The 24,888-nt window shown below is 42.1% G+C and carries 22 protein-coding genes and 1 tRNA gene; 7 read left to right on the plus strand and 16 right to left on the minus strand.

The annotated features are described in order from the left end of the window. The first annotated feature begins 77 nt into the window (after window positions 1-77). On the plus strand, window positions 78-227 hold the full coding sequence (locus PSYCG_RS13540; protein ID WP_227500760.1) for a hypothetical protein: 150 nt from the start codon (window positions 78-80) through the stop codon (window positions 225-227). Further along, complete coding sequence (locus PSYCG_RS13545) at window positions 217-462, plus strand: hypothetical protein (protein ID WP_227500761.1); 246 nt, start codon at window positions 217-219, stop codon at window positions 460-462. Before PSYCG_RS13540 ends, PSYCG_RS13545 begins: the two co-directional genes overlap by 11 nt. A 75-nt stretch (window positions 463-537) precedes the next feature. Here the strand turns inward: PSYCG_RS13545 and PSYCG_RS04775 are convergent, their stop codons facing one another. Next, entirely contained in the window at window positions 538-849 is a 312-nt protein-coding gene (locus PSYCG_RS04775) for a DUF1244 domain-containing protein (protein WP_020443184.1), read from the minus strand. A gap of 470 nt (window positions 850-1,319) precedes the next feature. Between PSYCG_RS04775 and PSYCG_RS04780 the strand changes: the two genes are divergently transcribed. After that, entirely contained in the window at window positions 1,320-2,378 is a 1,059-nt protein-coding gene (locus PSYCG_RS04780) for a TRAP transporter substrate-binding protein (RefSeq protein ID WP_041772243.1), read from the plus strand. A 119-nt stretch (window positions 2,379-2,497) separates the two neighbouring features. Here the strand turns inward: PSYCG_RS04780 and PSYCG_RS04785 are convergent. Continuing rightward, window positions 2,498-2,572, minus strand: a tRNA-Gly gene (locus PSYCG_RS04785). A 252-nt stretch (window positions 2,573-2,824) separates the two neighbouring features. On the opposite strand from PSYCG_RS04785, the gene PSYCG_RS04790 reads away from it, so the two are divergent. The 3 genes from PSYCG_RS04790 to PSYCG_RS04800 all read left to right on the plus strand — a co-directional run bounded on the left by PSYCG_RS04790 (window position 2,825) and on the right by PSYCG_RS04800 (window position 7,030). Next, window positions 2,825-4,495 carry an alpha-keto acid decarboxylase family protein gene (locus PSYCG_RS04790; RefSeq protein WP_020443186.1) on the plus strand — a complete coding sequence of 557 codons (1,671 nt, stop codon included), beginning with the start codon at window positions 2,825-2,827 and terminating at the stop codon, window positions 4,493-4,495. A gap of 194 nt (window positions 4,496-4,689) precedes the next feature. Continuing rightward, window positions 4,690-5,025, plus strand: coding sequence for a GlpM family protein (locus PSYCG_RS04795; RefSeq protein ID WP_144061753.1), 336 nt, complete (start codon window positions 4,690-4,692; stop codon window positions 5,023-5,025). A gap of 214 nt (window positions 5,026-5,239) precedes the next feature. Then, entirely contained in the window at window positions 5,240-7,030 is a 1,791-nt protein-coding gene (locus PSYCG_RS04800; RefSeq protein ID WP_020443188.1) for a potassium/proton antiporter, read from the plus strand. Window positions 7,031-7,147: 117 nt separating this feature from the next. On the opposite strand, the gene PSYCG_RS04805 is transcribed toward PSYCG_RS04800, so the two are convergent. Further along, entirely contained in the window at window positions 7,148-7,681 is a 534-nt protein-coding gene (locus PSYCG_RS04805; RefSeq protein WP_020443189.1) for a DUF2058 domain-containing protein, read from the minus strand. Between the two features lie 186 nt (window positions 7,682-7,867). Then, window positions 7,868-8,563, minus strand: coding sequence for a haloacid dehalogenase type II (locus PSYCG_RS04810; RefSeq protein ID WP_020443190.1), 696 nt, complete (start codon window positions 8,561-8,563; stop codon window positions 7,868-7,870). A gap of 326 nt (window positions 8,564-8,889) precedes the next feature. Here PSYCG_RS04810 and PSYCG_RS04815 point away from each other — a divergent pair, with 326 nt between their 5' ends. Then, entirely contained in the window at window positions 8,890-9,498 is a 609-nt protein-coding gene (locus PSYCG_RS04815; protein ID WP_020443191.1) for a TetR/AcrR family transcriptional regulator, read from the plus strand. A 216-nt stretch (window positions 9,499-9,714) separates the two neighbouring features. On the opposite strand, the gene PSYCG_RS04820 is transcribed toward PSYCG_RS04815, so the two are convergent. The 12 genes from PSYCG_RS04820 to bhcA all read right to left on the minus strand — a co-directional run bounded on the left by PSYCG_RS04820 (window position 9,715) and on the right by bhcA (window position 23,994). Beyond that, window positions 9,715-10,368 carry a DsbA family protein gene (locus PSYCG_RS04820; RefSeq protein WP_020443192.1) on the minus strand — a complete coding sequence of 218 codons (654 nt, stop codon included), beginning with the start codon at window positions 10,366-10,368 and terminating at the stop codon, window positions 9,715-9,717. 153 nt (window positions 10,369-10,521) lie between these two features. Then, entirely contained in the window at window positions 10,522-11,076 is a 555-nt protein-coding gene (locus PSYCG_RS04825; protein WP_020443193.1) for a carboxymuconolactone decarboxylase family protein, read from the minus strand. 275 nt (window positions 11,077-11,351) lie between these two features. Beyond that, window positions 11,352-12,170, minus strand: coding sequence for a sterol desaturase family protein (locus PSYCG_RS04830; protein WP_020443194.1), 819 nt, complete (start codon window positions 12,168-12,170; stop codon window positions 11,352-11,354). Then, window positions 12,160-12,819 carry a CDP-alcohol phosphatidyltransferase family protein gene (locus tag PSYCG_RS04835; RefSeq protein ID WP_020443195.1) on the minus strand — a complete coding sequence of 220 codons (660 nt, stop codon included), beginning with the start codon at window positions 12,817-12,819 and terminating at the stop codon, window positions 12,160-12,162. Before PSYCG_RS04835 ends, PSYCG_RS04830 begins: the two co-directional genes overlap by 11 nt. Before the next feature lie 133 nt (window positions 12,820-12,952). Beyond that, complete coding sequence (locus tag PSYCG_RS04840) at window positions 12,953-13,579, minus strand: ATP-binding cassette domain-containing protein (RefSeq protein ID WP_020443196.1); 627 nt, start codon at window positions 13,577-13,579, stop codon at window positions 12,953-12,955. A gap of 113 nt (window positions 13,580-13,692) precedes the next feature. Further along, complete coding sequence (locus PSYCG_RS04845; protein WP_020443197.1) at window positions 13,693-15,519, minus strand: ABC transporter permease; 1,827 nt, start codon at window positions 15,517-15,519, stop codon at window positions 13,693-13,695. Continuing rightward, a complete protein-coding gene (locus PSYCG_RS04850; protein ID WP_020443198.1) occupies window positions 15,516-16,823 on the minus strand; it encodes an ABC transporter substrate-binding protein in 1,308 nt (435 codons plus the stop codon). The genes PSYCG_RS04845 and PSYCG_RS04850 overlap by 4 nt, the downstream gene beginning before the upstream one ends. Before the next feature lie 3 nt (window positions 16,824-16,826). Continuing rightward, window positions 16,827-18,995, minus strand: coding sequence for an FAD-dependent oxidoreductase (locus PSYCG_RS04855; RefSeq protein ID WP_020443199.1), 2,169 nt, complete (start codon window positions 18,993-18,995; stop codon window positions 16,827-16,829). Between the two features lie 348 nt (window positions 18,996-19,343). Continuing rightward, window positions 19,344-20,345 carry an iminosuccinate reductase BhcD gene (bhcD, locus tag PSYCG_RS04860; RefSeq protein ID WP_020443200.1) on the minus strand — a complete coding sequence of 334 codons (1,002 nt, stop codon included), beginning with the start codon at window positions 20,343-20,345 and terminating at the stop codon, window positions 19,344-19,346. A gap of 145 nt (window positions 20,346-20,490) precedes the next feature. Then, entirely contained in the window at window positions 20,491-21,645 is a 1,155-nt protein-coding gene (gene bhcC, locus PSYCG_RS04865) for a 3-hydroxy-D-aspartate aldolase BhcC (protein WP_020443201.1), read from the minus strand. A gap of 129 nt (window positions 21,646-21,774) precedes the next feature. Further along, window positions 21,775-22,755 (minus strand): beta-hydroxyaspartate dehydratase BhcB, encoded by a 981-nt coding sequence (bhcB, locus tag PSYCG_RS04870; protein ID WP_020443202.1) that lies wholly within the window; start codon window positions 22,753-22,755, stop codon window positions 21,775-21,777. A 63-nt stretch (window positions 22,756-22,818) separates the two neighbouring features. Further along, complete coding sequence (bhcA, locus tag PSYCG_RS04875) at window positions 22,819-23,994, minus strand: L-aspartate--glyoxylate aminotransferase BhcA (protein WP_011513322.1); 1,176 nt, start codon at window positions 23,992-23,994, stop codon at window positions 22,819-22,821. Window positions 23,995-24,888 lie beyond the last annotated feature (894 nt).

Consider the following 24,888-nt stretch of genomic DNA (forward strand, 5'->3'; position numbering starts at 1 on the left):
CAGTGCAACTGCTTTATTCATGTTTTAAATGTCAGTAAGCTAAATAATTTTAACTTTGACCTTAATAGGATAATATTATGTTTAAAATAAAAGTAGAACGCATTGTCAAAAAACCGATTGATGAGGTATTTGAAGCACTGAGCGACCATGCCAGTTATGGCTCATTTAAAGCGGTAGGGGTTGCTAAGTTGGTGAATGAGGGTGACGAGGAGCGCAATGGCGTTTGAGCGTCCTACTCATATGCAATACCAAATCGAAAAATCTAGACCTATAAAAATGCAACATGATAAAGGCGTTATTGATTTAAAAGACTTGGGCGATGGCACCACACATGTGACTTGGGTATCTGAGGGTCGATTGACGGTACCATTGCCATTAATCGGTCGCCTATTTGACCGTCAAATGCAGAAACAAGGAACCATAGGGTTTAGTAGCATACTCAAATCTATAGAAAGCCGCTAATCTAGCGGCAATGTTGGGTTTTTTGATATAACTATCTAGTGGTGGTTTATTTTATTTGAGCTATCACTATCAGTTTTAATCCGATTTTTTCTTAGCAGCTTCAATCTCGTTAAAGCGCGCTAATTGCTCTGGTGTTGCTTTTTGTTGATACTTTTCTTTCCACTCAGAGTAAGGCATGCCATAAACAAGCTCGCGCGCATCCTCGTATTCGATTTCAATACCACGCTCTTCACCAGCAGCTTTATACCATTTGGATAAACAGTTACGACAAAAGTCGGCAAGGTTCATCAGTTCGATATTTTGTACATCTTTACGCTCGTCTAAATGAGCTAGTAAGCGACGAAATGCCGCTGCTTCTAATTCGATGTTTGATTCTAATTTTGCCATGATATTTTCCTAATTGTAATTGAATCGTTTCAAAACTGAGATGATACTAACGATGTAAATATTGCGCAACCTGTCATGATCTATATTAAAAAAGTCTATCAGTAAACTTGGCAAACTTATTATAGTAAGGTTTATCGACTTAAAGCCTTTTAATCATGATATTAAATCACGCTTCATTCCTATCTGCTCGTTGGTCAATCGTGAGCTAAGTTTCTTCTTTGAATTCATGAATAATTTTTTTGCCAGCCACGCAACATAATGTCGTGTACCCATTTTACGTAGTATCAGCTATATCATCACTTCTAGAGAATCGTCGTTAAATGATTTGAATGTTATCATTTTAGCTGTTAATTTTAAGTAGCGTTTTGAATGTTAAGCAGTTTTAATTTAAAGTGCTTATGTCTATTGAGGCAGATTAATTAAGTCTTAATATCAATCAAATGTCAAAAAAATAATCGCTATCAAAAGGAATTGATAATGAAATTAGCACCTTTTTTTCGATAGGTGCACTAGCAGCTATTAGCCTTTTTGGTTGTTCTGGCCAATCTGATAACAGTAGCGAAGTTGCCTCAAATCAAGAAGTTACCGTTCTACGTTTCTCCCATTTTTATCCCGCTACTGCTGATGTTAATAAAGAAATCTTTGAGCCATGGGCCAAAAAAATTGGAGAAGATTCTAATGGTCGTCTTAAGGTTGAGGTATATCCATCGGCAACACTCAGTAAAGCAGATACCGCTTATGAATCCACAGTAAAGGGAACGATTGACATCGGTTCTCAAGTACAGGGTTATACTAGTGGCCGCTTTCCACTGACCCAGATTGCAGAGCTTCCCGGTTTGTCTAATTCATCAACACAGACAGGTTGTATGCTGCAAACCCTTTATGAAAATGGCACTATATCTAGCGAATATGAAGATTCACATTTCCTTTTTATGTTCGCTACCGGTCCTGGTACATTACATAGTGCTGATAAGCTTATTCGAACTCCCGAAGATATGAAAGGGATGCGTATCCGCAGGCCATCTGCTGTAGCAGGTGATATTATCGAAAGTATGGGTGCCTCTCCTGTAGGTTTACCTGCCAATGATATATATACGTCTCTACAGCGCGGTGTGGTTGATGGATTGAGCTTTCCATGGGAGGCGATCACAACTTTCAAGCTTGATGAGTTAACCAAATATCATACCAATATCCCATTTTATAGTTCTGCTCTGATGATGACTATGAATAAAGATAAATATGAAAGTTTGCCTGATGATTTAAAAAAGGTCATTGATGATAACTCAGGTATGGCTCTTACTAAGAAAGTTGGTGAGATGTGGGATAGAACTGATTTATTAGGTTTGCAAGCTGCTAAAGATAGAGGTGATGAGATCATTGATATTCCAGATCCACTTAATGATCCAGATTGGAAAGGACCTCTGCTAAAAGGAACACAGAAATACTTAGACGATATAAGCGCATTAGGACTCGATGCTGAAAGTGTCTATGAAAAAGCAAAAGCTGCTAGTGTGGCCTGTAAGGTTTAATTATATTTTTAATATTAGGACGTGTCATTAAATCTTCTATAAACCCCAAAAATTGGACAAAAAAAAGCCTCACTTCCTATTTAAGGAGTGAGGCTTTTAGTGCTTTTTCAAGCCATATTTGGAGCGGGAAAAGAGATTCGAACTCTCGACCCCAACCTTGGCAAGGTTATGCTCTACCACTGAGCTATTCCCGCTAATTATCAATTAACTATCATCAGTTGATGATGGCGTATTATACGCAGTTTTCTGAGCGTGTCAACAGCTAGTATGAAAAAAAGCAAAAGATAGTAAATTGGCATATTATCGCATTGTCTATCTATGTTATAACAGATTGTTATAATCTATATTCCAAAAGCTTTGCTTTCTATAAATAGGCTGGAATGCAGTTTTATAATTACTTTTATCATATTTATGATTAATAAACATAACACTTAAGGATAAGTAGTATGAGTCAACAATATACCATCGCTGATTATTTGTTTGATCGTGTCGCAGAAGCAGGTGCGTCAGAGGTATTTGGCGTACCTGGTGATTTTAATCTCACGTTTTTAGATAATGTACTTGCCTCAGATAAATTACGCTGGGTAGGTAATACCAATGAGTTAAATGCTGGTTACGCAGCAGATGGCTATGCACGTGAGCGTGGGTTTGCGGCGATGGTGACGACCTTTGGAGTGGGTGAGCTGTCCGCTATCAATGCCACCGCAGGCTCGTTTGCTGAGTATGCGCCAGTGCTCCATATCGTAGGCGCGCCAAGTACAGCATTACAAGATTCAAAGCGTCGCATCCATCACTCACTTGGTGATGGCGTGTTCAATCATTTTATTAAAATGGTAGAACCGGTTACGGTAGCACGGGCGCAAATTACGCCTGAAAATGCTGCCTCAGAGATTGACCGCGTGATTCGCGTGATTCTCAAAAAGCATCGTCCAGGCTATTTATTACTATCACCAGATGTAGCAAAAACGCCAATTTATCCGCCAACGACCAAACTTATCGATAGTGAGGAAGACATTACTAGCCAAGCGGCGTTAGCAGACTTTAAACAAGCGCTGATAGAATTTTTACCCAATAAAACCACGACGCTCATGGCAGATTTGATGGTGCATCGTTTGGGTCTGCAAAATCAGCTTAAGGCTTTGATTGCCGATACTGACATTCCTTATACAACGTTATCGTGGGGCAAAACTTTGCTTGATGAAAATAGTGAGCGTTGGGCAGGCACCTATGCAGGCGTGGCATCGCGTCCTGTCGTTAAGGATATGGTCGAAAACTGTGAGTGTTTGATAAAAATTGGTGTGCAATATACTGATACTACTACTGCAGGTTTTAGCCAAGATATTGATGAAAACGTGGTGGTTGACCTGCATTATGAGCGTGCGAGTATCGCAGGCAAAAACTTTGCGCCCATTGCCCTAAAAGATGCTCTAAAAACACTGCATGAGGTAATGACTTCAGATATTAATATTGTACCGAAGCAATTCTGTGAAGAGGTAAAGCCGCATGAGCAACATGGCAAGGATGATGAGGCTATCCGTCAAGATGATTTATGGCATATCATTGCCGATGCGCTCGATGATAAAAACTTGGTGTTTTCAGAACAAGGTACTGCCTATTTTGGTATCAGTGATGTGCGTCTGCCAGAAGGCGTGACGTCTTATGGTCAGCCGATGTGGGGTTCTATTGGTTATACTTTGCCTGCGAGTTTAGGTGGTGCCATTGCTTCACCGCATAAGCGTAGTATTTTACTCATTGGTGATGGTTCTGCTTTATTAACCATTCAAGAAATTGCGGTAATGATTCAAGAACGCATCAACCCGGTGATTGTACTGATTAACAATGATGGCTATACCGTTGAGCGCGCGATTCATGGTGAGAACCAATACTATAACGACATTCCTAAATGTGACTGGCAGTTGATGCCAAGAGCGTTTGGTGCCACTGATGATAATAGTCTGCTACTAAAAGCAGAGACAGCAGGCGAGTTAAAAGATGCTCTCAAGCAAGCAGCGGCTGCAAAAGACAAGCTGGTCATGTTGGAGGTTATCGCTGGCAAGCATGATATCCCGCCACTATTAGCCGATATTAGTGCCGCGCTGAAGCCAAAAAATGATTAATTAGTTCGCAAATAGCATCAACAATTATCAGTCATCGCCCCATTTAGCAGCATTGCTAGGTGGGGTTTTTTTGAGCCTTTTTATGGTGTAAGTCAATTAAGCTGTTGTTCCTCTTATATCGCTTTGCAGACTTTAGTATCATGGTGGATTGGGCTATGTTCAGCCCTTAGCATTCAACAGGAGATGATCCCGTCGTGATTTGGTTAAAAATGCTTATTGGCGCTTTAATGGTACTGGCGATTCAATTATTTGCGCAAACTCGATTTTTTTATTTGGCAGCACTTGCGCCACTTTTCCCCACCTTTACATTAATCAGTCACTTCATCGTCGGTACTGAGCGTAGTCCTGCTGATTTAAGGGTTGCATTGATATTTAGTATGCTTGGCGTCATCCCGCATCTTATTTATACCTTTGTAGTGTTTTTTAGCATCAGCTATGTCAGCTTATATAAGGCACTTTTATTGGGTACTATCGCTTGGACAATAGCGGCGGCAATTTTAGTGATTACGTGGCAATACATTCATGCTTAGTAGTCACTAAAAAAGCAGCTTAAACGATGCAAAAGAGTGGTTTATCAACTGAATATATAGGCTAAGGTGACTATTTCTAAAGATAATTTTTATAGATTCCGTTGTAGATGTTATGCTTAAGGACGATTTTATCGTGTTACCTGCAACAAACTCATAACCAGACTATATCGATAACTCCATTCGTCATCACTGATAAAATAGGGCTTAAAAAAAGATGGATACCTTAAATATCCTATACCTTGTAGGGGCATTGTTAATTTTCGCCAGTATCATGGCAAGCACGTTATCAGCACGTTTGGGCGTTCCATTATTGCTGTTGTTTTTAATGGTAGGAATGCTGGCTGGTGAAGAGGGTATCTTAGGTATCGAGTTTTCCCAATATGCTATTGCTAATTTTGTTGGGCAAGCCGCTTTGGCTTGTATCTTGTTAGATGGTGGTCTACGTACCTCTTTTAAGTCCTTTCGCGTTGGTCTTAAGCCTGCCGTTACACTCGCTACTTGGGGTGTCCTCGCTACTGTCATGATACTGGGCGTATTCGTGACTTGGCTACTCGATGTCGATTGGCGTTTTGGTCTATTGATGGCGGCGATCGTTGGTTCAACTGATGCAGCAGCGGTGTTTTCGCTATTGCGTAATGGCGGTGTCAAGCTTAACGATCGTGTACAAGCTACATTGGAGCTGGAATCAGGTGCCAACGATCCTTTGGCTATTTTGCTTGTGACAGGATTGATTGCTTTAAATGTCGATCCTGCTGGGCAAACAGTACTGGGCTTCTTAGGGTTGCTATTACAGCAGCTTAGCTTCGGTTTGGGCATGGGTTTGTTGTTTGGTTATTTATTGGCAAGACTATTACCCAAAATCCACTTGGCAGAAGGTATGTATGCCATTTTGATCATGTCTGCTGGCTTGGCAGTCTTTGCTGCGACCAATCTTATTGGCGGTAGTGGGTTTTTGGCAATTTACCTCACTGGTGTGCTGATTGGCAATCATAAAGTACGCTCAACCGAGCATGTTATGCGGGTGATGGATAGCTTTGCTTGGTTATCACAAGCGGTGCTTTTTGTGGTGCTAGGTTTACTCGTGACGCCATCGAATGTTATCGATGTTTGGTATTATTCGGTCGCGATTGCCGCCTTTATGATTTTAGTTGCTCGTCCTATCGCGGTCTATACTAGCGTTAAACCTTTTAAATTCAAAGACAGAGAAATCGGTTTTATCTCTTGGGTTGGCTTACGCGGGGCAGTCCCTATTACCCTTGCGATATTGCCAGTCATGGCAGGGATAGATGGTGCCTTTATGCTATTCGATATTGCCTTTGGTGTGGTGGTCTTGTCTTTGATTTTGCAAGGCACGACCATTCCTTTTATGGCAAATTTGTTTAAAGTACGTATTCCGAATAATAAAGACCCAGAAGAAGAACATGAAGTTTGGGTATCGGATAAAGCGAGCATTACCTTATATGAATTTGAAGTAAAGTCTGGTGCATTTGCGATTGACCGTCATCCGATGGGCATCTCTAACCGTGTCAGCCCTGATGAGATTAGTATCTTTGCTTTGGTACGTCGGCAACACATTGTGATGGTCGAAGAAACGACCAAGCTCAAATGTGGGGATAGAGTCTGGTATGCGATGAGAGGTAATCATGCCAGTCAAATTGCCAAGATTTTCAATGATACGACACTCGATCGTAAAGCCATTGATGACTTTTATGGCGATTGGTTATTGTCACCCAGTGTGAAGCTTGGAGATTTGCCTTTTTTTACCGACATCATGGCGTCTGAGTCTCTTGTAGATAAGCTAAAGGCAAAACCTGAAAATACTTCAAAAATTATGTGGGAGCAGACGGTCGCTGAGTATGTCATAGACAATTTGGATATGAAGCCAGTATCAGGCGATATGGTTGCTATCAGTGATGAGTGGTCATTGGTCATCAAAGAAGTGGACGATAAAGGAAAGCTGAGAACGATTGGTTTAAAGCATCAAGAGTTTGCTAAGGCGATTTGATTTTTTGCTATATATTTACTTCAATATTAAAACGATACAGCGGGACTGGAATGACTATTGAAAAAGCGCTATTGATAATCAATAGCGCTTTTTCAATAGTATTATCTACAGCAGTGATTACCACATCAAGTCATCTGGAATCACATAAGCAGCATATGGATCGTCTTCTGCCAGCTCATCTTCTGCAGTATCGTTTGATACCACCATAAAGCCTGTCATCTTTGAATCGATACGATCAGCAAGTGGGCGCGGTAGTAGAGCATAGCTGTCATCTAAACGGGCGATGACCACGTGACCTGCTACAATTTGATCGTATAGCTTTTGAGTGATAGAGATTTTTTTGACTTTGGCATTGTCGACAAACTGATAGCTAATGTCGCCTTTTGTCTCAGTCAGTTGATGCTGCTTAATCATTTGAATGATGTTGGCTTTTAGCATCTTCTCTTCTAAGATGCGCTGCTTTTCTTGATTGAGCTTTTGGTCTTTTTCTAGCTTCTTAGCTTGAGCATCTGCCAAGGCTTTTTTAGCTTCGATATTCAATGCATCGCCAGTGCGCTTAGCGTGTTGCGTCTGTTTGCTTATCTTGTTGGCTTTCTTACTATCAACCAAGCCTGCTTTTAGAAGTTGAGCCTGTAGGGCGTTTTTTGCCATATCTGCATTACCTAAATGAAACTAACTAAGTGAAATGATCTAAATTGTCTTCAGTCATGGTAACAAATTCTGTCAAGAGATGTCATCAAATACGGCAATCCCAAAGTTTTTATTGAAAAATCGTTTGTCAGATAATTGAGTCACATACCTTTTTAGAATAATTGCCGTAGATTCTTGTTCACCCGCTTAAAAGCTTTGATGGTTAATAATGTGTTCAGCGAGGGTGATGAGGTCTGAAGCGATAAAGTCGGGTTTTGGTACATTGGGTGCCGAAAGTAGCGCGTTATAAGGTCGAGTGATAAAAGCCCCTTGGCAGCCAGCAGCTTGAGCACCGATAACATCCCAGAGGTGACAGGCGACAAGACATAGCTCTGAGGTCTCAACGGACAGCTCGCGAGCGACCATCTGATATGTCGCCGGTGCAGGTTTAAATTGGCTGACGTTTGCAACACTAAAATTCCGCTCAAAGAATTCACTCAGTCCTGCTTTTTCAAGCGGTGTCGGAGAAGCGCTAGGTGCTGAGTTGGTCAAAGTCACCAATCTAAATCCTGCATCACGTAGTTTGGTCAAAGCAGGGATAGCATTAGGGTGAGCTGGCATCTGACTCATACGCTGCTTAAATTCCTGTACATCTTCTTCGGTTAGCGTAACGGCATGAATATCTGCGGTCATTTGTAAAGCACCGACGCCAAGCTCGCCAAAAGGTGTGTAGAGACCAGATAAAGTCATGGTTTGCGAATAAAGTACCAATTGCGCGAACCACTCTCTGAGTCTGTTATTATCCCCAAATAAACGCGTGAATAAGGGCGTGAGCGTATCGATATCGAGTAAGGTTTCGTTGACATCGAATACGATAATCGGAGCTGAGTAGATATAGGACATAAAAGTTCCTTTTGCAATCAAAGTAAGCCTTACTATAGATAATCCACTTTTAAAAGGGTACAGAGCTACTGGGGTTAATTATTCGCAGCCTCTGTCTGCGTAGGCACAGCAAGCAAGAAAAATTGACCCCAGTAGTACCTTATAATATTTGTATTTCTTTTATTTAGGACCGACTATAGTGAGGTTTGATAATATAATAAAGACATTCGGTAAACTTACTTTAGCTGGACTTGAGTAATCATTCAAGATAAAATTGAGTAGTCACTCAAATTGTATAACCATGTTTACTTTATTGTCTAAAATCATGGGATAAAAATTGGAATATTATGTCACGTACCACATTATATAATCGTCATGAAGCATTAGAGCGGGCCATACAGCTGTTTTGGCAAAAAGGCTTTCATGCAACCTCTTTAAAGGATATCGAGCAAGCGCTTGATATGCGACCGGGCAGTATTTATGCCGCTTTTGGTAATAAAGATGGATTGTTTCAAGAAGCGCTTGATTACTATGCGCAGGCAGGGCTAAAGGAGCTTGAGCGTACATTAGGCAGCTATGAATCCCCTTTATTAGGGTTGGCAGCTTATATGCGTCAGCTTGGCGGTATCCGCGAAAAGAATCTGCCCAGTCGGGCATGTATGTTGGTCAAAAGCTTACTTGAGCTTGGTGCCCGTGAACAGTTAGCGCTAGAGAAAGTTGAAAAATTACTAGCCGGTATGGAGGCGCGTTTTGCCTTATGTTTTGTGGAGGCGCAGCAGCTAGGAGAGTTAGATGACACGCTCGATCCACTGAGATTGGCCCGTCGATTACAAGCCGAGGTTATGGGACTGCGTGCTTTTGCTCAGCGCGATGTTGACAGTGCAGCGGTTCATGCGCTTGCAGAGGATATGGCGTATTCTATAGAAAGCTTGCGCAATAATGAGTCTGTTGGTTAAAATGATGCCTAGTGGCCAAGCTTAGTTTAAATAGTGAGTCTGCATAAGCGTACGTCCGCTAGTATGATGGTCATGTAAGCTGAAAATCAAACATGAGTATGGCTGTTAACGGTCATTTGTATAATAGCAGGTGTAAAAAAAGGCTACTTGAAAAATTAAGTAGCCTTTTTAGTTTTAAATTTTGCAGTGTGTTTTTATTATTAATTAGAGATACATCTATTGTGGGATGTCTGCTAATTGCTGCAAAATACTTTTGAAATTCTCAACCCCTTGAGCACCGCTAACCAGATGCTTTTGGTTAAAGATAACAGAAGGTACGCTTTGAATACCTTGCTGCCTCCACTGTTGCTGAGCACGGCGGACGTCTTCAGCAAAGCGCTCGTCTGCTAATACCGCTAGCGCCTCACTACGATCTAAACCAATCTCTGCTACGATATCGGCTAAGACTTCTTTGTTAGAAATATCTCTAGCGTGAGTAAAGTGAGCCGCGAACAAGGCTTGCTTTAAATCATGCGCGTACCCTTGCTGATCGGCCCAGTGCAGTAGTTGATGCATAGCAAAGGTATTATAAGTGCGACTCTCTTCAGTAAAGTTAAATGCAAAGCCTACCTCACGACCAGCCTCAGTCATTCTAGCGCGGCTGGCATCAGATTCCTCCCGACTTGAGCCGTATTTCTTAGCGATATGCTCACGATAGTTTCGTCCTTCGTGCGGCGTATTAGGATTTAACTCAAATGGATGCCAGTGAATTTCGTGCGGAGTGTTGGTTTGTTTTAATGCCTCGGCTAGTTGACTATAGCCGATAGCGCACCAAGAGCAGACCACGTCCGACACGATATCTATTCGTAATGGTTTTTTTAAATTACTCATAGTGGCTCCTTATTGTATGCTTAGATAAATGGTCTTCTTATATACTGTACTTACTTATATATTATGTTTTCTTATAGGCATTATACAAAAGGCTATCCTAAATAAAATAATCTAGAATAGCCCTTCGTATTTTACACAATCAGTCAGCTTTAATTAGACAGCCTTATGCCATTCAAATTTTTGAAAAGGCTTATCGATTGGCGTATTAGCCAGATGGTTGGTGTAGTTACTCATTACTTTCTGTGCTGTTGCTAATATCACTTCTAGCACTTGACGCTTAGTGAATCCTGCGTCCAAAAACGCTTGTACAGTGTCATCATTGACGTTGCCACGATCACGAACCACAGATAGAGTAAAGTCACGTAAAGCTTCTAGTTTTGCAGTTGGTAGTGGCGTCTCGTCACGTAATGCATCAGTGATAGCATCATCGACTTTCATGCTTTTGGCAATACCAGTATGAGCTGGCACACAATAATGACATTCATGCTCGACGTTGATGGTTTGCCATACTACCGTAGTCTCTTCGTCATCAAAGCTGCTGTCTAAGAACAGTTGATGTAGACGTTGGTAGCCTTCAAGCAATCCAGGTGCTTCAGCCATTACGGCATGTAAGTTTGGAACCATACCAAATGCATTGATTGAGACATCAAGTAATGCTGTGCTTTCTGCTGGTGCGCTTTGTTTGTCATGTAATGTAAAGTCAGTCATATATAATTCCTATTTAGTATTAGTAACAGTATTAAAATTTTATTCAATCATTCAGGTTTAAAAATAAAGATAATATGTGATTAAAGTTAGAGCTCATTATCGTAAAGGTATCACCTTCTACTTGATAACTGACACCACTATAAATTATTTTGAGCAATCACTCAAATATAAATTGAATGATTGCTCAAATATTTGTAACGCTGGTTAACAATTAAAGGTTTTGCTAGCAATTAATTGTTCTTATTTACCCGTTTAGTGATAGTTAGATGCTGCATTTATTTTTGATTGGATTGATTTATAGAAGGTTTATTTTTAAAAGGCATGAGCAACAACCCCCATAGTGAGGCATTTTGCTTGGCATCGGGATACTCTTTTAAACCAATATCTAATGCTTGATCAGGTTTTGATCCTTGGCTTTTATAACTACCGAAGAGCCAATCCCACCAAGTCACACTAAAACCATAATTGGAGTTGGTCTCGCTTACCCGTTTGCTGTGATGAATACGGTGTAAAACTTGCGTGACTAGAATCATGCGTAAAGGCTTCTCAATCACTGGCGGCAGACGAATATTGGCATGATTAAACATAGCCAACCCATTTAAGGCAATCTCGAATATAAGTACCACGATAGCAGGAACACCAAGCACACTAATGACAACGAGCTTAAGCAATATGCTTAAGACAATTTCGATAGGATGAAATCTAAGCCCGGTGCTGGCATCGATATGCGCATCAGCGTGATGGACACGGTGCAAGCGCCAGAGAAGCGGCACTCGATGAAATAAACGATGCTGCCAGTAGATAACCATATCAAGCAACAATAAGCTTAAAATAATAGCCACGACATTCGGTATCTCAATTAGATTAAATAAACCGATACCGTTTTTTTGATTATAAATGGCGACCGTTGTCAGCCCAATGGGGACTGCCAAACGGGCAACAAAAGAAGAGGCAAATACCAATCCAAGATTAGCAAACCAACGTGTGCTACTCTTAATTGGTGATTGACGTGCGGGATGCCTATGCTCAATGAGCATCATAATGACCAATATGCTAAAGAAAAATCCCAAACGCCACCACATCTCATTCGCCATTATTGACCTCCTCAATGGGCTTATGTATATCGGTTTCGAGCCGTTTAAGTGTATGATAACCGCCATATATACGAGTCATAATAGTAACCGCACACGCCGCTGCAAAAATACTTGCTAATACCACAAAGTGCTGTGGCCAAATACAAAAGGCGATAAATAAAACAATGGTTTCAGTACCCTCAGTGAGACCATTTAGATAATAAAAGCTCTTATATTTAAATTGTGGCTTATCTAATTGGAATTTTTCAGCTGCAATAGCAAAGGCCAAAAAGCTAGAGCCAGTGCCAATAAAGGCGGCTAATAACAATGCGCCTGCAATGGCGTTTTGCTCGGGATTAACCAATACAAAGCCGAGTGGCACCGCTGCATAGAATAAAAAATCTAGGGTAATGTCTAAATAGCCGCCAGCACTTGAGCTTTGGCCAGCATAACGTGCCAGTGCACCATCTAATCCATCAAAAACACGGTTTAATATAATAGCAATTAGTGCTGTATGCCACAGCTCAAAAGCAATCAATGGCAACGCTAACATACCAACAAGAAAACCAGTGACAGTCAACTGATCTGCGGTAACACCGCCCTTATAAAATAGCACGACCAATGGCTCTAATAGAGGCTTGATGATGGGTGTAATAAACTTATCGAGCATATTTCTGCCTTTTGTATCGTCATTCTTTTAGAAGCAAGCAGTCGAACCTTTTATACTGGTTTCTAAGTATTATTTATCAAGCTTTTTATTTTATCAAAAGCTAAAGGCTGTTTATCAGGCAAACGCTTTCTTATCAAAGGCGAATTATTTTGCCATTTGCCGCTTCAGCATCGCTATGGTCGTGGGTAACCATGATGGTAGGTAACTTATGCTGACGGATTTGACGGAATACCAACTGCTGGGTTTCCACTCTAAGCTGACTATCAAGTTTGCTAAAAGGTTCATCCAACAATATCGCCTTAGGCTGGCTCAATAGAGTACGCAGCAGTGCAACGCGTGCTTGCTGACCCCCAGACAAACTATCGGGATGTCGATTTTCCATACCTGCCAAACCGACTTGCTCAAGTGCGTCTGCTATTTGCTCAAAGCGCTGCTTTTTATTGCCTTTAGGCATTGCAAAGGCAATATTTCCTGCAACCGATAAATGCGAGAATAACAGCGCATCTTGATATAAAACGCCAATATGCCGTAAATGCGCGGGTAGGTGACTGATGTTTTGACCATGTAGCCAAACCTCACCCGTGGCACTCAAGCCGCTCGGCAAGGTGCCGGTCATCCAATTTAACAAACTTGACTTGCCACTACCAGATGGACCCATGATGGTAAGAATGTCACCACCTTCAATCTGTTCATCTAACTGAAGGAGCAATTTATCTTCTCGAAAGAGCTGTAGATTTTTTATCTCTAAAGATGATTGCATTAAAGCGCCTTTATGTAGTCAATTAAAAATATAGCCAGTTAAAAAAATCTTCAATTCAAAATAAAAAAGACACAGATAAATGAAGTTTAAAAAAATTTTTATGATTGAACATTCTAACGCACGCCACTTCTAAAGAAATACTTCGGTAGCAGCCATGCCACCATAAAGCCAATCAGTGGTAACCCCATTTGTATAATGGCATATACGGCGCTGGTACGGCGGCTGGCACCATTAGCAAGCGTCACCGCTTCGGTCGTAATGGTAGCAATACGTCCACCGCCCGTGAGTAACGTTGGCAGATATTGTCCAAAGCTCACCGCAAGTCCTAGTGCTATTGCGATAAGTAGGGGTGCAAATAACTGCGGTAACTTAACTTGTAAGAATACTCTCATAGGTGGCGCGCCAAGACTGGCTGCTACAGTGGCAAAGCGCTTATCTAAACGTCTATAACTGCTAGCAAGGGACAAGAATACATAAGGCAGTACAAATAAGACGTGGGTAAAAGCGACGTTAAAAAATGTCGCTTGGTTATGGATAAGTTGCTGTAACCACACCAAGCCAAATAAGAAAGCAATGCTCGGCACCAGAAGTGGCAGGTAAATAATCAAGCTGGTAAAATTCGAGATGGGTTTACTACTTAACTGCTCTGCCTCTAAGCACAATAAAGTGATGCCAATAGCAAAAAGCGTTGAGACAATACCAAGGGTGATCGTGTTAAATAATGGCGTGCTTATTTGCATCAAGGCACTTTGAAAGTGTGACAGTACGAGCTGCTCTGGCAAGGCGGCAGGGAAACGCCAATAGCCAGCTAAAGACCACATCAGCAGACCAATGAGCGAGAGGGCGATAAACCCTATGATGAATACTGTGGCGCTTGCAGTGAGTTTCTGACAAATAACATCCTTATACTGGCGTTTTCCATTAACCAATGCGTCACTGCATAGTGCTTTGACCATACGCTCACCGCCCAGCCATAATGCAATTAAGCTGCCTGTCAGTAGTAGCTGTAATATTGCCCCAGCCGAGGCTTTGATACGTAAGTTCAAATCAACATCATTGAACCACTGCATGATAGTGACAGCAAGCGTGGGTGGGGTATTGGGTCCTAAAATTAATGGCATCTCAACACTGGCACTGGCGTAAGCGAGGACTGCCAATATAGGCAAACGCAAGAAGGGGTACAAAATAGGAAATACTGCTTTAAAAAAGGCAGTGATGGGATAATAGCCTAAGTTTAGCGCAACTTGATATTGTTGGCGTAGCTTTTTGCCAAGCTCAGGCTGTGCGAATACGCCAAGTGCCATTAACAATAGAAAAGGCAGCTCTTTGAGTACTAGACCTAAGATGATACTAATGCCATAAGGGTCATGCGGTAGTATCCCCTGTGGTGCCAGCTCCCAACCACTGAGCCATGGCGATATCATTCGTGCAATCATGCCAGAGGGTGCAATCAAAAACCCAACGGCAATCGCCGCTGCGGCATGCGGGATCACTAAAATAGGGCTAAGCAAACGTTCAATACGTGTGAGCCAAGGACTATTAAAAAACGTCGCCAATATCATAATCGCTATGACAAAGGCGAGTAGGGTGCTGAGAAATCCGGTCGCCACACTGAGCGCAACCATTTGCTTAAGCCCCAGTGTTTGACCCAGCGCTTTAAATCCTTGTAGACCAAATGTCGTTGTTTCTAGAGCAGGCACCCAGCCAAACGCTGGCAGGATGACGCTTATCAAACCTCCTAATACAGGAAGAATAAGGAGTATTAATAAAAGACTGGGGCTTAGGGTCACTAAACGCGTAAAAAGGTCGGTTTTATAAGTTGCGGCTATTTGATTGCTTAAATTAGAATGAACAATAGCAGTATGGAGAGTGTCAGTATTCACGCCATCAGCATTGCTGTTATCAGTGTCAGCCTTGTTTTTCTCGATAGGTTTTTTCATTCGCTAACCCCGTAACGCGCTTGCCAACCTTGCATAATGGCGTCGACCCAGCTGGGGTGTGGTTCACTGACGGTTCGTTTAATGGCATCAAAAGGTAGGGCGCTTGCATGCGGTTTATTGGCTTTAAAGAGTGCTTGCTGCTCGGCGCTCAGTGTCGATTGAACCAGCACGGTTTTATCTCCCCAGACAGCTGGGTTTTGTTTATGTGCCTGTGCTTCTGGGCTTAATAAAAAGTTTGCCACCAGTTGTGCTGCGGCTGCATGGCTTGCATTATAAGGAATAGCAACGAAGTGAGTATTGCTTAAACTGCCATCTGTCATAGCATAACTGCGAATACTGGGCGGCAAGTCATAGCGCTGAACGGCAGCTGGTATTTCGGGTCCTGAAAAGGTAAAGGCCAAGCTTAGCTCAGTATCATCTACCAAGCGGCGCATTTGTGCGCCGCTTTGCAGGAATTGCTCACCTTTTCGCCATAGCATGGGATGCAGCTCATCCAAAAAGTCCCACAATGGATTGAGTATCAAATCTTTGTTTTGTGCATCTACTGGCTGGTTAAGCTCTGCTCTGAGAGTGGTTCCATTCTTACTATCATTTTGCTCATGCAGCATGACCAAAGCATACTTCAAAAAACTCATACCCAAAAAATCAGGCGGCTTTGGGTAGCCAAAACGTCCGGGGTTCTGCTGTGCCCAAGCGCTTAATTGCTGTAAGGTGGCAGGCGGCTTATCTATCGCTAAATTATCATAATAAAAGGTCAATGACGCCTGTCCCCATGGCGATTCCATACCATTAGTAGGTATGCCAAAGTCAAGAGTGACAGAGGGGTTGTGATCAGGATCAGTCAGAGCAAAGTTCGGCAAAGTAGGTGCCCAGTCCTTTAATAGTAATTTATTCTCACTCATAGCGGCAAAGTTCGCACCATTGATCCAAATTAAATCAACGCTACCTTTTTTATTATTATTGGCAGATTTTTCTGCAAGGACACGGCTGACGGCTTCACTAGTGTCGCTTAATTTGACATGAACCAAGTTGATATTATATTTTTTATCGACCGCTTTTGCAGTCCACTGAATATAGGCATTAATTTGTGGATCCCCGCCCCAAGTATGAAAGTAAACGTCTTGATTTTCACCCGCTTGTACCATCTGCTGCCACTGCAAGGTGCTTTTATTATCCATGGCAGTGAGAGTCGAAGCGGTACTTGCAGAGATGCCAACACATATACCAAGCACTATGATAAAGGCGCTATAGCGGCTCAGTTTTTTTGGTATCATCGAAGCTGCGGGCAAGCTGAGAGGGTGCATGAATTAACCTCGACGCCAAGTATGATACTTCTCAAGCAACTGTAGAGCTTTTGTAGGCGCATGATTGCGTTTCCATTCCCCAGCTACATACTTATTGCCTTCTGCCCATGTTGGATAGATATGAATGGTACCCAGTATTTTATTCAGCCCTAGATTGTGTTTCATGGCCAATACAAACTCAGCCATCAAGTCGCCGGCATGTTCAGCGACGATGGTCACACCCAATATCTTATCTTTGCCCTTTGGGGTAATGACCTTGATAAAGCCATGATTGGCGCTTTCGGTTACCGCCCGATCTAAGTCTTTAAAGTCATAACGTGTGATTTCAAAATCGATGCCTTTATCAATTGCTTCTTGCTCATTTAGGCCCACTCGTGCTACTTCTGGGTCAATAAACGTCGTCCATGGAATCACGCGATAATCTACTTTGAATTTTTTAAGATGACCAAATAAGCCATTGACCGCAGCGTACCATGCTTGATGGGAAGCGACATGAGTAAATTGATAAGGACCTACGATATCACCTGCCGCATAGATATTGGGGTAAAGCGTTTCAAGATATTCATTTGTACTGATGGTGCGCTCAGTATCGATGCCCAAGGTGTCAAGCCCATAACCTTCTAGGCGCGCACTACGACCGACTGCACAAATCAACTCGTCATACTCAATGGCAGTTTCTTGTTGATCATCAGTGCTGCCTTTTGGTGCGACGATAATATGTTTTTTGCCATCACGAGTTTCACAGCGAATTGCTTGCTGTGAGGTTAAGATAGTAACGCCACTCTCAGTCAGTGCTTCTTGCGCAAATACAGAAACCTCGACATCCTCTTTTTTCATCAGTCGCGTGCCTCTTTCGATTTGGGTCACAGCAGAACCTAAACGAGCAAAGGCTTGTGCCAGCTCACAGCCAATGGGTCCGCCGCCAAGTACGACCAGCTTGCTCGGCGCTTTATCAAGTTTTGCAAATTTATCCCAAAGAGTGTCGCTGGTCACATAACCTGTCTCCTCTAAACCCGGTAGGTCTGGGACAAAGGGACGTGCGCCCGTCGCGATAACGATAGAGCGCGCGGTTAATGTCTGAGTGCCACCATCATTGAGGGCAATCTCAACCGTCCATGGATCAATGAGCTTTGCATAGCCTTTTAATACCTCGACACCCAGTTCCGTATAACGCTCAACACTGTCATTTGGGGCGATATCAGCAATGACTTTATGAATGCGAGACATGATGTTCTTGAATGCAAAATCCGGTTGGCTATTATTGAGTCCATAACGTTCGCCATGGCGTATCTGCTCAACCACTTTTGCACTTTTTATCAGCGCTTTACTGGGGACGCAGCCATAGTTTAAGCAGTCGCCGCCCATCTCACCTGCCTCAATCAATGTGACTTTTGCTTTGACGGTCGCAGCAATATAGCTGGTAACAAGTCCGCCAGCACCAGCACCAATCACAATCATATTACGATCGAATTTTTTGGGCTTATGATAGTTTTTATAGACACGGCGTTTCTTTAGTATCGTTAATATGCCTTTCGCTATTAGTGGAAATAACCCTAATAACGCAAATGAAGCCAGCAGATTAAAAGACAAAATGCCAGATAACTGCTCGATTTGTGCCAACTGCGTACCCGCATTCACAAATACAAAAGTGCCGGCAAGCATACCGATTTGGCTGACCCAATAAAAGGTCCTTGCTTTGATAGCAGTCAGACCCATCAATAAGTTGATAAGGAAAAAGGGGAATATCGGCACCAAACGTAACGTAAATAAATAAAATCCGCCTTCTTTTTTTACCCCAGCATCGATGGAAGCAAGACGGTCAGGAAAACGCTGTTTAATGGTATCGCGTAACAAATAACGCGAAGTCAAAAAGGCGAGGGTGGCACCGATACTGGAGGCAAATGAGGCGACCAATACACCTTGTACTAAACCAAATAAAGCACCGGCTGCCAAAGTTAAAATAGCGGCGCCGGGTAAAGATAATGCCGTGACTAAGATGTAGACTACAAAAAAGCCGCCGATGACTAACCATGGCGACTGTGTTTTATATTGCTCAAACTGATCCATCGAGCCTTTTAAGCCCTCAAGTGTTAATAATTCATTGAGGTCAAAATAAAAAAAGCCAATGAAGCCAATCAAGACCGCGAATATCAACACTATTTTTTTAATCATGGGTTATCCAGATAAATAATATAAAACATCATGTAGTAAAGAATCACTTAGCAAAGAATAACGCTGTATTCCTACTATAAGCTAGTTTTTCATATAGTTATGTTATAAATGACTGTTCAAAATCTAGTCATAGATATACGTAAAATATGACATTTATCCATTGTAATCGTTATTGAGCGATTGTTCAAATATAATATTGTGGATGGCTTGAGACAAATTTTAAAGTGATATAGAAGAAAGTAGTGATAATCTTCCTCTGCTTATATCAGTATTATAAAAAACCGCCAAATACACTCATTATTTGGCGGTTCTAAAATACAATAGCTAATGTCCTAATTACGACGAGAGTTATAAAGAGATATGCTGAGCTTCACCTTTTTCAAGAGCAAGTTTAGCGGCAGCAGAGGCTACTGCTAAATCCTGTAAACCAACACCCGTACCATCGAACAAGGTAATTTCATCATCTGAGCTGCGACCTGGGTGATCACCGTTAATGACATCACCAAGCGTCGTAATATCACTCTCTTTGATAGCACCAGATTTAATCGCATGCTGGGCTTCACCAAGACTGATTGATTGCGCGATTTCATCTGTAAATACAGTAGCAGCAGCTACTAAGTTGACATCAACTTCTTGCTTACCAACGGTATCGGTACCCATACAGGCGATATGCGTACCCGGTTTGATCCACTCTTTCATCAGTAATGGCTCAAACGCTGAAGTAATGGTAATGATTACATCCGCCTCGCTACATAACTGCTCACGCTCAACGGCTTCAAACGGTACCCCTAATTCTTCAGCGACGGCTTGTAGGTTTTTGAGACGGTCTTTATTCTTATTCCAAGCGACTACTTTTTCGAAATTGCGTTGCTCAAGAGCGGCACGCAGCTGAAAAGTAGACTGATGACCGGCGCCGACCATACCAAGTACTTTGCTGTCTTTACGTGCTAGATGGGCGATTGATACGGCCGATGCGGCGGCGGTACGTACGGCAGTTAAATAGTTGCCGCCGACCAGTGCACGCAATTTACCATTATCTGGATTGAATAAGAAAATCGTGGATTGATGATTGGTCAAGCCTTTAGCCGCATTACCTGGCCAGTAGCCACCTGATTTTAGACCTAGTGATTTTCCTGCACGGTCAAAACCTGATTTAAAGCCGTATAACGCATCAGCATAGCCAATGGCTTCGCGGATAACAGGGAAGTTATAGGCGTCCCCTCGTGACATTGACGCAAAAACATTTTCAACGGCGATAAATGCAGAAGGGCGATCAATCACCGATTTGCAAGCGTCTTCTGATACGATCAATAAACCTTCGTCACTATTAACACTATTTGCTTCACTCATTATAAATTCCTTTTTATACTTTTTGATTTGTAATTCTTGAATACTTGAAATAAATAAGGGCTGCTGTAGGCTAAAGCTACAACAGCCCATCTAAACTAAACGGATAGAATCATACTAATTTAGCTTATAGTTCCTAATACAGTGCTTAGTACATTTTACCGCGTGCAGATACTGGCCATACGGTTTCAACTTTACCATTACGCACACCAATATAGAAATCATGAACGTTACAAGTAGGGTCACAATGACCAGGTACCAGTTTTAGTTTTTCATTGATTTCCAGTACGCCATTTGGATCGCTGACTACGCCATGCTCGTCTGAACATTTAACATATTCAACATCGTCACGACCATAGATGAACGGTAGGCCGCTATCAACTGACTGAGCTTTTAGACCAGCATCAACGATGGCTTTGTCGGTTTTGGCATGGCTCATCACAGACGTTAGGATAAATAAGGCATTTTCCCACTCACCAGCATCGATGCGGTTGCCGTCTTCATCTAGAATACGACCGTAATCGGCATCCATAAACGCGTAAGAGCCACACTGTAATTCGTTGAAAACACCTGAATTACTTTCGAAGTAATAACTACCTGTACCGCCACCCGATACAAATTCTGGTTTTAGCCCGATTTCAGTTAATGCATCGATTGCTTCTTGTACTTGATCGATAGCGATTTGTGTTTTCGCTTTACGATCGCTAAAGCTGTCCATGTGTTGCATCGCACCTTGATAAGCTTGGATACCAGTGAATTTTAGATTTTCAGCGGCATCAATTGCTTTGGCAATCTCAACAACCGCTTCAGTCGTCGTTACACCACAACGCCCAGCACCGCAGTCGATTTCGATATAGCAGTTCAGTTCAGTGCCTGCTTTGGTCGCAGCAGCTGATAGCTCAGCGACGTTATCGACATCATCGACACAAACGGTGATGGTTGCACCCAACTTAGGTAGATTCGCTAAACGCTCAATTTTAGCTGGATTACGGACTTGGTTTGATACCAATACGTCTTTGATGCCACCACGTACGAATACTTCTGCTTCAGAGACCTTTTGACAGCAAACGCCAATAGCGCCGCCAAGCTCTTCTTGTAAATTTTGTACATCAACTGATTTGTGCATTTTACCGTGGCTACGGTGACGCATATTATGGGCTTTAGCATAATCGCCCATTTTTTTGACGTTACGCTCAAGGGCGTCAAGATCCAAGATCAAACAAGGGGTTTGAATGTCAGCTTCGTCCATACCAACAGTGGCGGGTACGTTGTAACCTACTTCTAATTCGGCAATCATTGTCATTTTAATTCTTCCATGTTATTAGTTAGTGTTATAAAAAGCCGTTTAAACTTGCGCATTACTGGCGCTTAGTTAACGCTCCATTTGTAATCAGTTATTGATACCTAATTACTGATATTTAGTTGCCGATCATTAATTCCAAGGCAACTTGTCGAGATCAACGTTACCACCAGTGATGATGACGCCAACCTTTTTACCTGCAAAAACGTCTTTGTTCTTCAAAATGACAGCAAGCGGCACGGCACAGCTTGGTTCAATGACGATCTTCATATGCGTCCAAGTCAGTTTCATCGCTTCAACGATTTCTTCTTCAGTCGCGGTCAAAATATCAGTCACATAATTGCTAACAAAATGCCAAGTCAAATCTTTAAGCGGTACTTTTAAGCCATCAGCAACCGTTTCAGGCGCATCATCAGCGATAATATGACCGGCTTTAAAGGAGCGCGCAGCGTCATCAGCGTTTAATGGCTCTGCTGCGTAGATTTTGACATCTGGTGCTAGGTTCGCCAACGTCAAACAAGTACCTGAAATCATACCGCCACCACCAATGGGTGCTACAACCATATCAGGTTTTTCACCAATCTCTTCCATTTGTTCTAAAAACTCACGTGAGCAAGTGGCTTGTCCAGCGATAACGCGTGGATCATTGTACGGATGGACAAAGTCGCCGCCTGTTTCTGCTTGAACTTTGGCAAAGACTTCTTCACGTGATGTGGTTGATGGCTGGCATTCGGTGATGATACCCCCATAGCCACGTACCGCGGCTTTTTTAGCTTCAGGCGCGCTATGCGGCATGACGACATTACAAGGTATACCACGCTGGCCCGCTGCATAAGATAAAGATAGGGCATGGTTACCTGAGCTGTGTGTACAGACGCCATTTTTGGCATCTTCGTCAGAGAGACCAAACACTGCATTTGAGGCGCCACGTACTTTAAATGCACCCGCTTTTTGAAAGTTCTCACATTTAAAGAACATCTCACAGCCAGCCAGCTCATTTAAAAAGCGAGAGGTCAGAACAGGAGTGCGATGGATATATGGTTTGATGCGCTCATGCGCTTCTAACATATCATCAAGGGTTGGAATCACTAATCCATTATCATTTGTTATCATAAAAAATAGTCCTTCATCTTTTGTTTAACTCTTGTTATTTAATAGCTTATTATCTAATAAATTTTATTTAGTTGGTGCGCTGTGGCGATAATACTCTTGCGCAGCCGCAACGCCTTGTCCGAGTTTAATAGGGTAGCCTAAATCAACCATTGCCATCTCAATCGTTGCAAGCCCTGCTAGTACCATAACTTCAGTTAATGAACCTAGATGACCGATTCTAAATGCTTTACCATTCATCTCGCCCAAACCAATACCAAATGAGATACCATATTTATTAAAAGCATGATCGGTCAGCTTGTTACTGTCAAAGCCTTCAGGAACAAAGATGGCGCTGACGGTATTAGAATAAAGGTCAGGTGTTTTTGCACACAGTTTCATACCCCAAGCGCTAACCGCTTGTCGTACACCTTCGGCTAGACGGTAATGACGTGCATAGACATTATCAAGACCTTCATCAAACAACATCTCAAGACTTTCTCTTAGGCCATAGATGAGATTTAATGGTGGCGTATAAGGGAAGCCGCCGTTGGCATTGGCATTTAACATATCACGAAAAGCAAAATAAGTACGTGGAAGCTTTGCCTCATCCATATGACTCAAAGCTTTTTGACTGACGCCCAATATTGCCATACCCGTTGCGAGCATAAAGCCTTTTTGTGAGCCGGCAACAGCAACGTCTACGCCCCAAGCATCCATCTCAAAAGGGACACAAGCAATTGAGCTAACACCATCTACGAATAATAAAGCAGGGTGGTCACTGCTATCCATGGCTTTACGAACGGCGCCAATATCACTTAAAACACCTGTTGCTGTTTCGTTATGGGTGACCATGACGGCTTTGATTTCGTGTGCAGTATCTTCGTTTAAAATCGCTTGAAATTTATCAGCAGGTGCGCCTGTTCCCCAATCGCATTCTACAACTTGCACATCAAGTCCGTGGCGCTGACACATATCGATCCAGCGATGCGAGAACATACCATAGCGTGCAATCAGAACTTTATCACCAGGTGACAAGGTATTGCTAATAGCAGCTTCCCAGCCACCTGTGCCGCTAGAGGTAAATAGAATGATTTCGCCATCTTGGGTGCCAAATACTTTTTTACAATCAGCAAGCACCGGTAAGAACGTGTCTGAGAAATCAGGCGCACGGTGATCTTGTGTCGGCACGTTCATTGCGCGACGTAATCTGTCAGGAATATTGGTAGGGCCAGGAATAAAAATTGGGTTTTGTAGCGACATGATTGACATCCTTGTAAGTGCATATAAAGGGGCACGATTGTTGTATAAGCAGGGGTTCATGCGAATTTAATGCAAGAGTCTTCCTGACTCATACAGTTTGGGTTTTGTGTTTTTAAGATTTAAAAAATTAACCATGTCAAAGAAAGGAGTTGCAGGTGATTGGTCACTTTACTACTTACTGCGTTCTTTTTATGGTGTTCTTGCGGTAACGATTTTTACGAAGGATAAAATAAGAGGTTTTGGTTGAAAAAGTGTAGATACTCATCAACTGGTTAAAATATAGCACTAATAGTAAGTTGTAACAAGGTGTTTTTAAGTAACCTTTGTGCTAGACTTCTCAAGACTATTACAGTGACTGTTTTGTGTAAATAGCCGACATTAGTCCTATTTATTCTTTTATGCTTTGACCGAAATAATTCATGATTGCTATTTCAGTTGTATGATGTCTTCAAGAGCTGCTATAACTTCAGTATAATAGGGATTCTTGCCGACAACTTTGCCTTGATGGGTTATATCAATTGGATAACGTTTGTATCGCTATTCTTGATTACTAAGCCATCACATTTAAGTTATCTGTTAGATAGCCTCTGCTTTACATTCTGTACTATATCTCTGCAATTTTTTGGTCATGGTAAGCGCCTCGTCCAGTGGTTAGTTTACTAAGTTTATCTTTACAGTTTCTTCAGCATCGCTCAATTTCTAACTTGCTAAAAACAACTTATTCAATTAAGAAAATACAATAAAAAACCCTTCATTATCAATGTTGAGGGTTTACAAAAGACATTGTATTTATTATAGATATCAACTCTTTAATATGTCAGCTTGAACGAATTTGAGCAAGCTAGAGCAAAACATAAATTTAAATAATTTCATTTGTTTAATGAATCGATAAAA

The organism is Psychrobacter sp. G, from assembly GCF_000418305.1.
GTDB classification, from domain to species: domain Bacteria; phylum Pseudomonadota; class Gammaproteobacteria; order Pseudomonadales; family Moraxellaceae; genus Psychrobacter; species Psychrobacter cryohalolentis.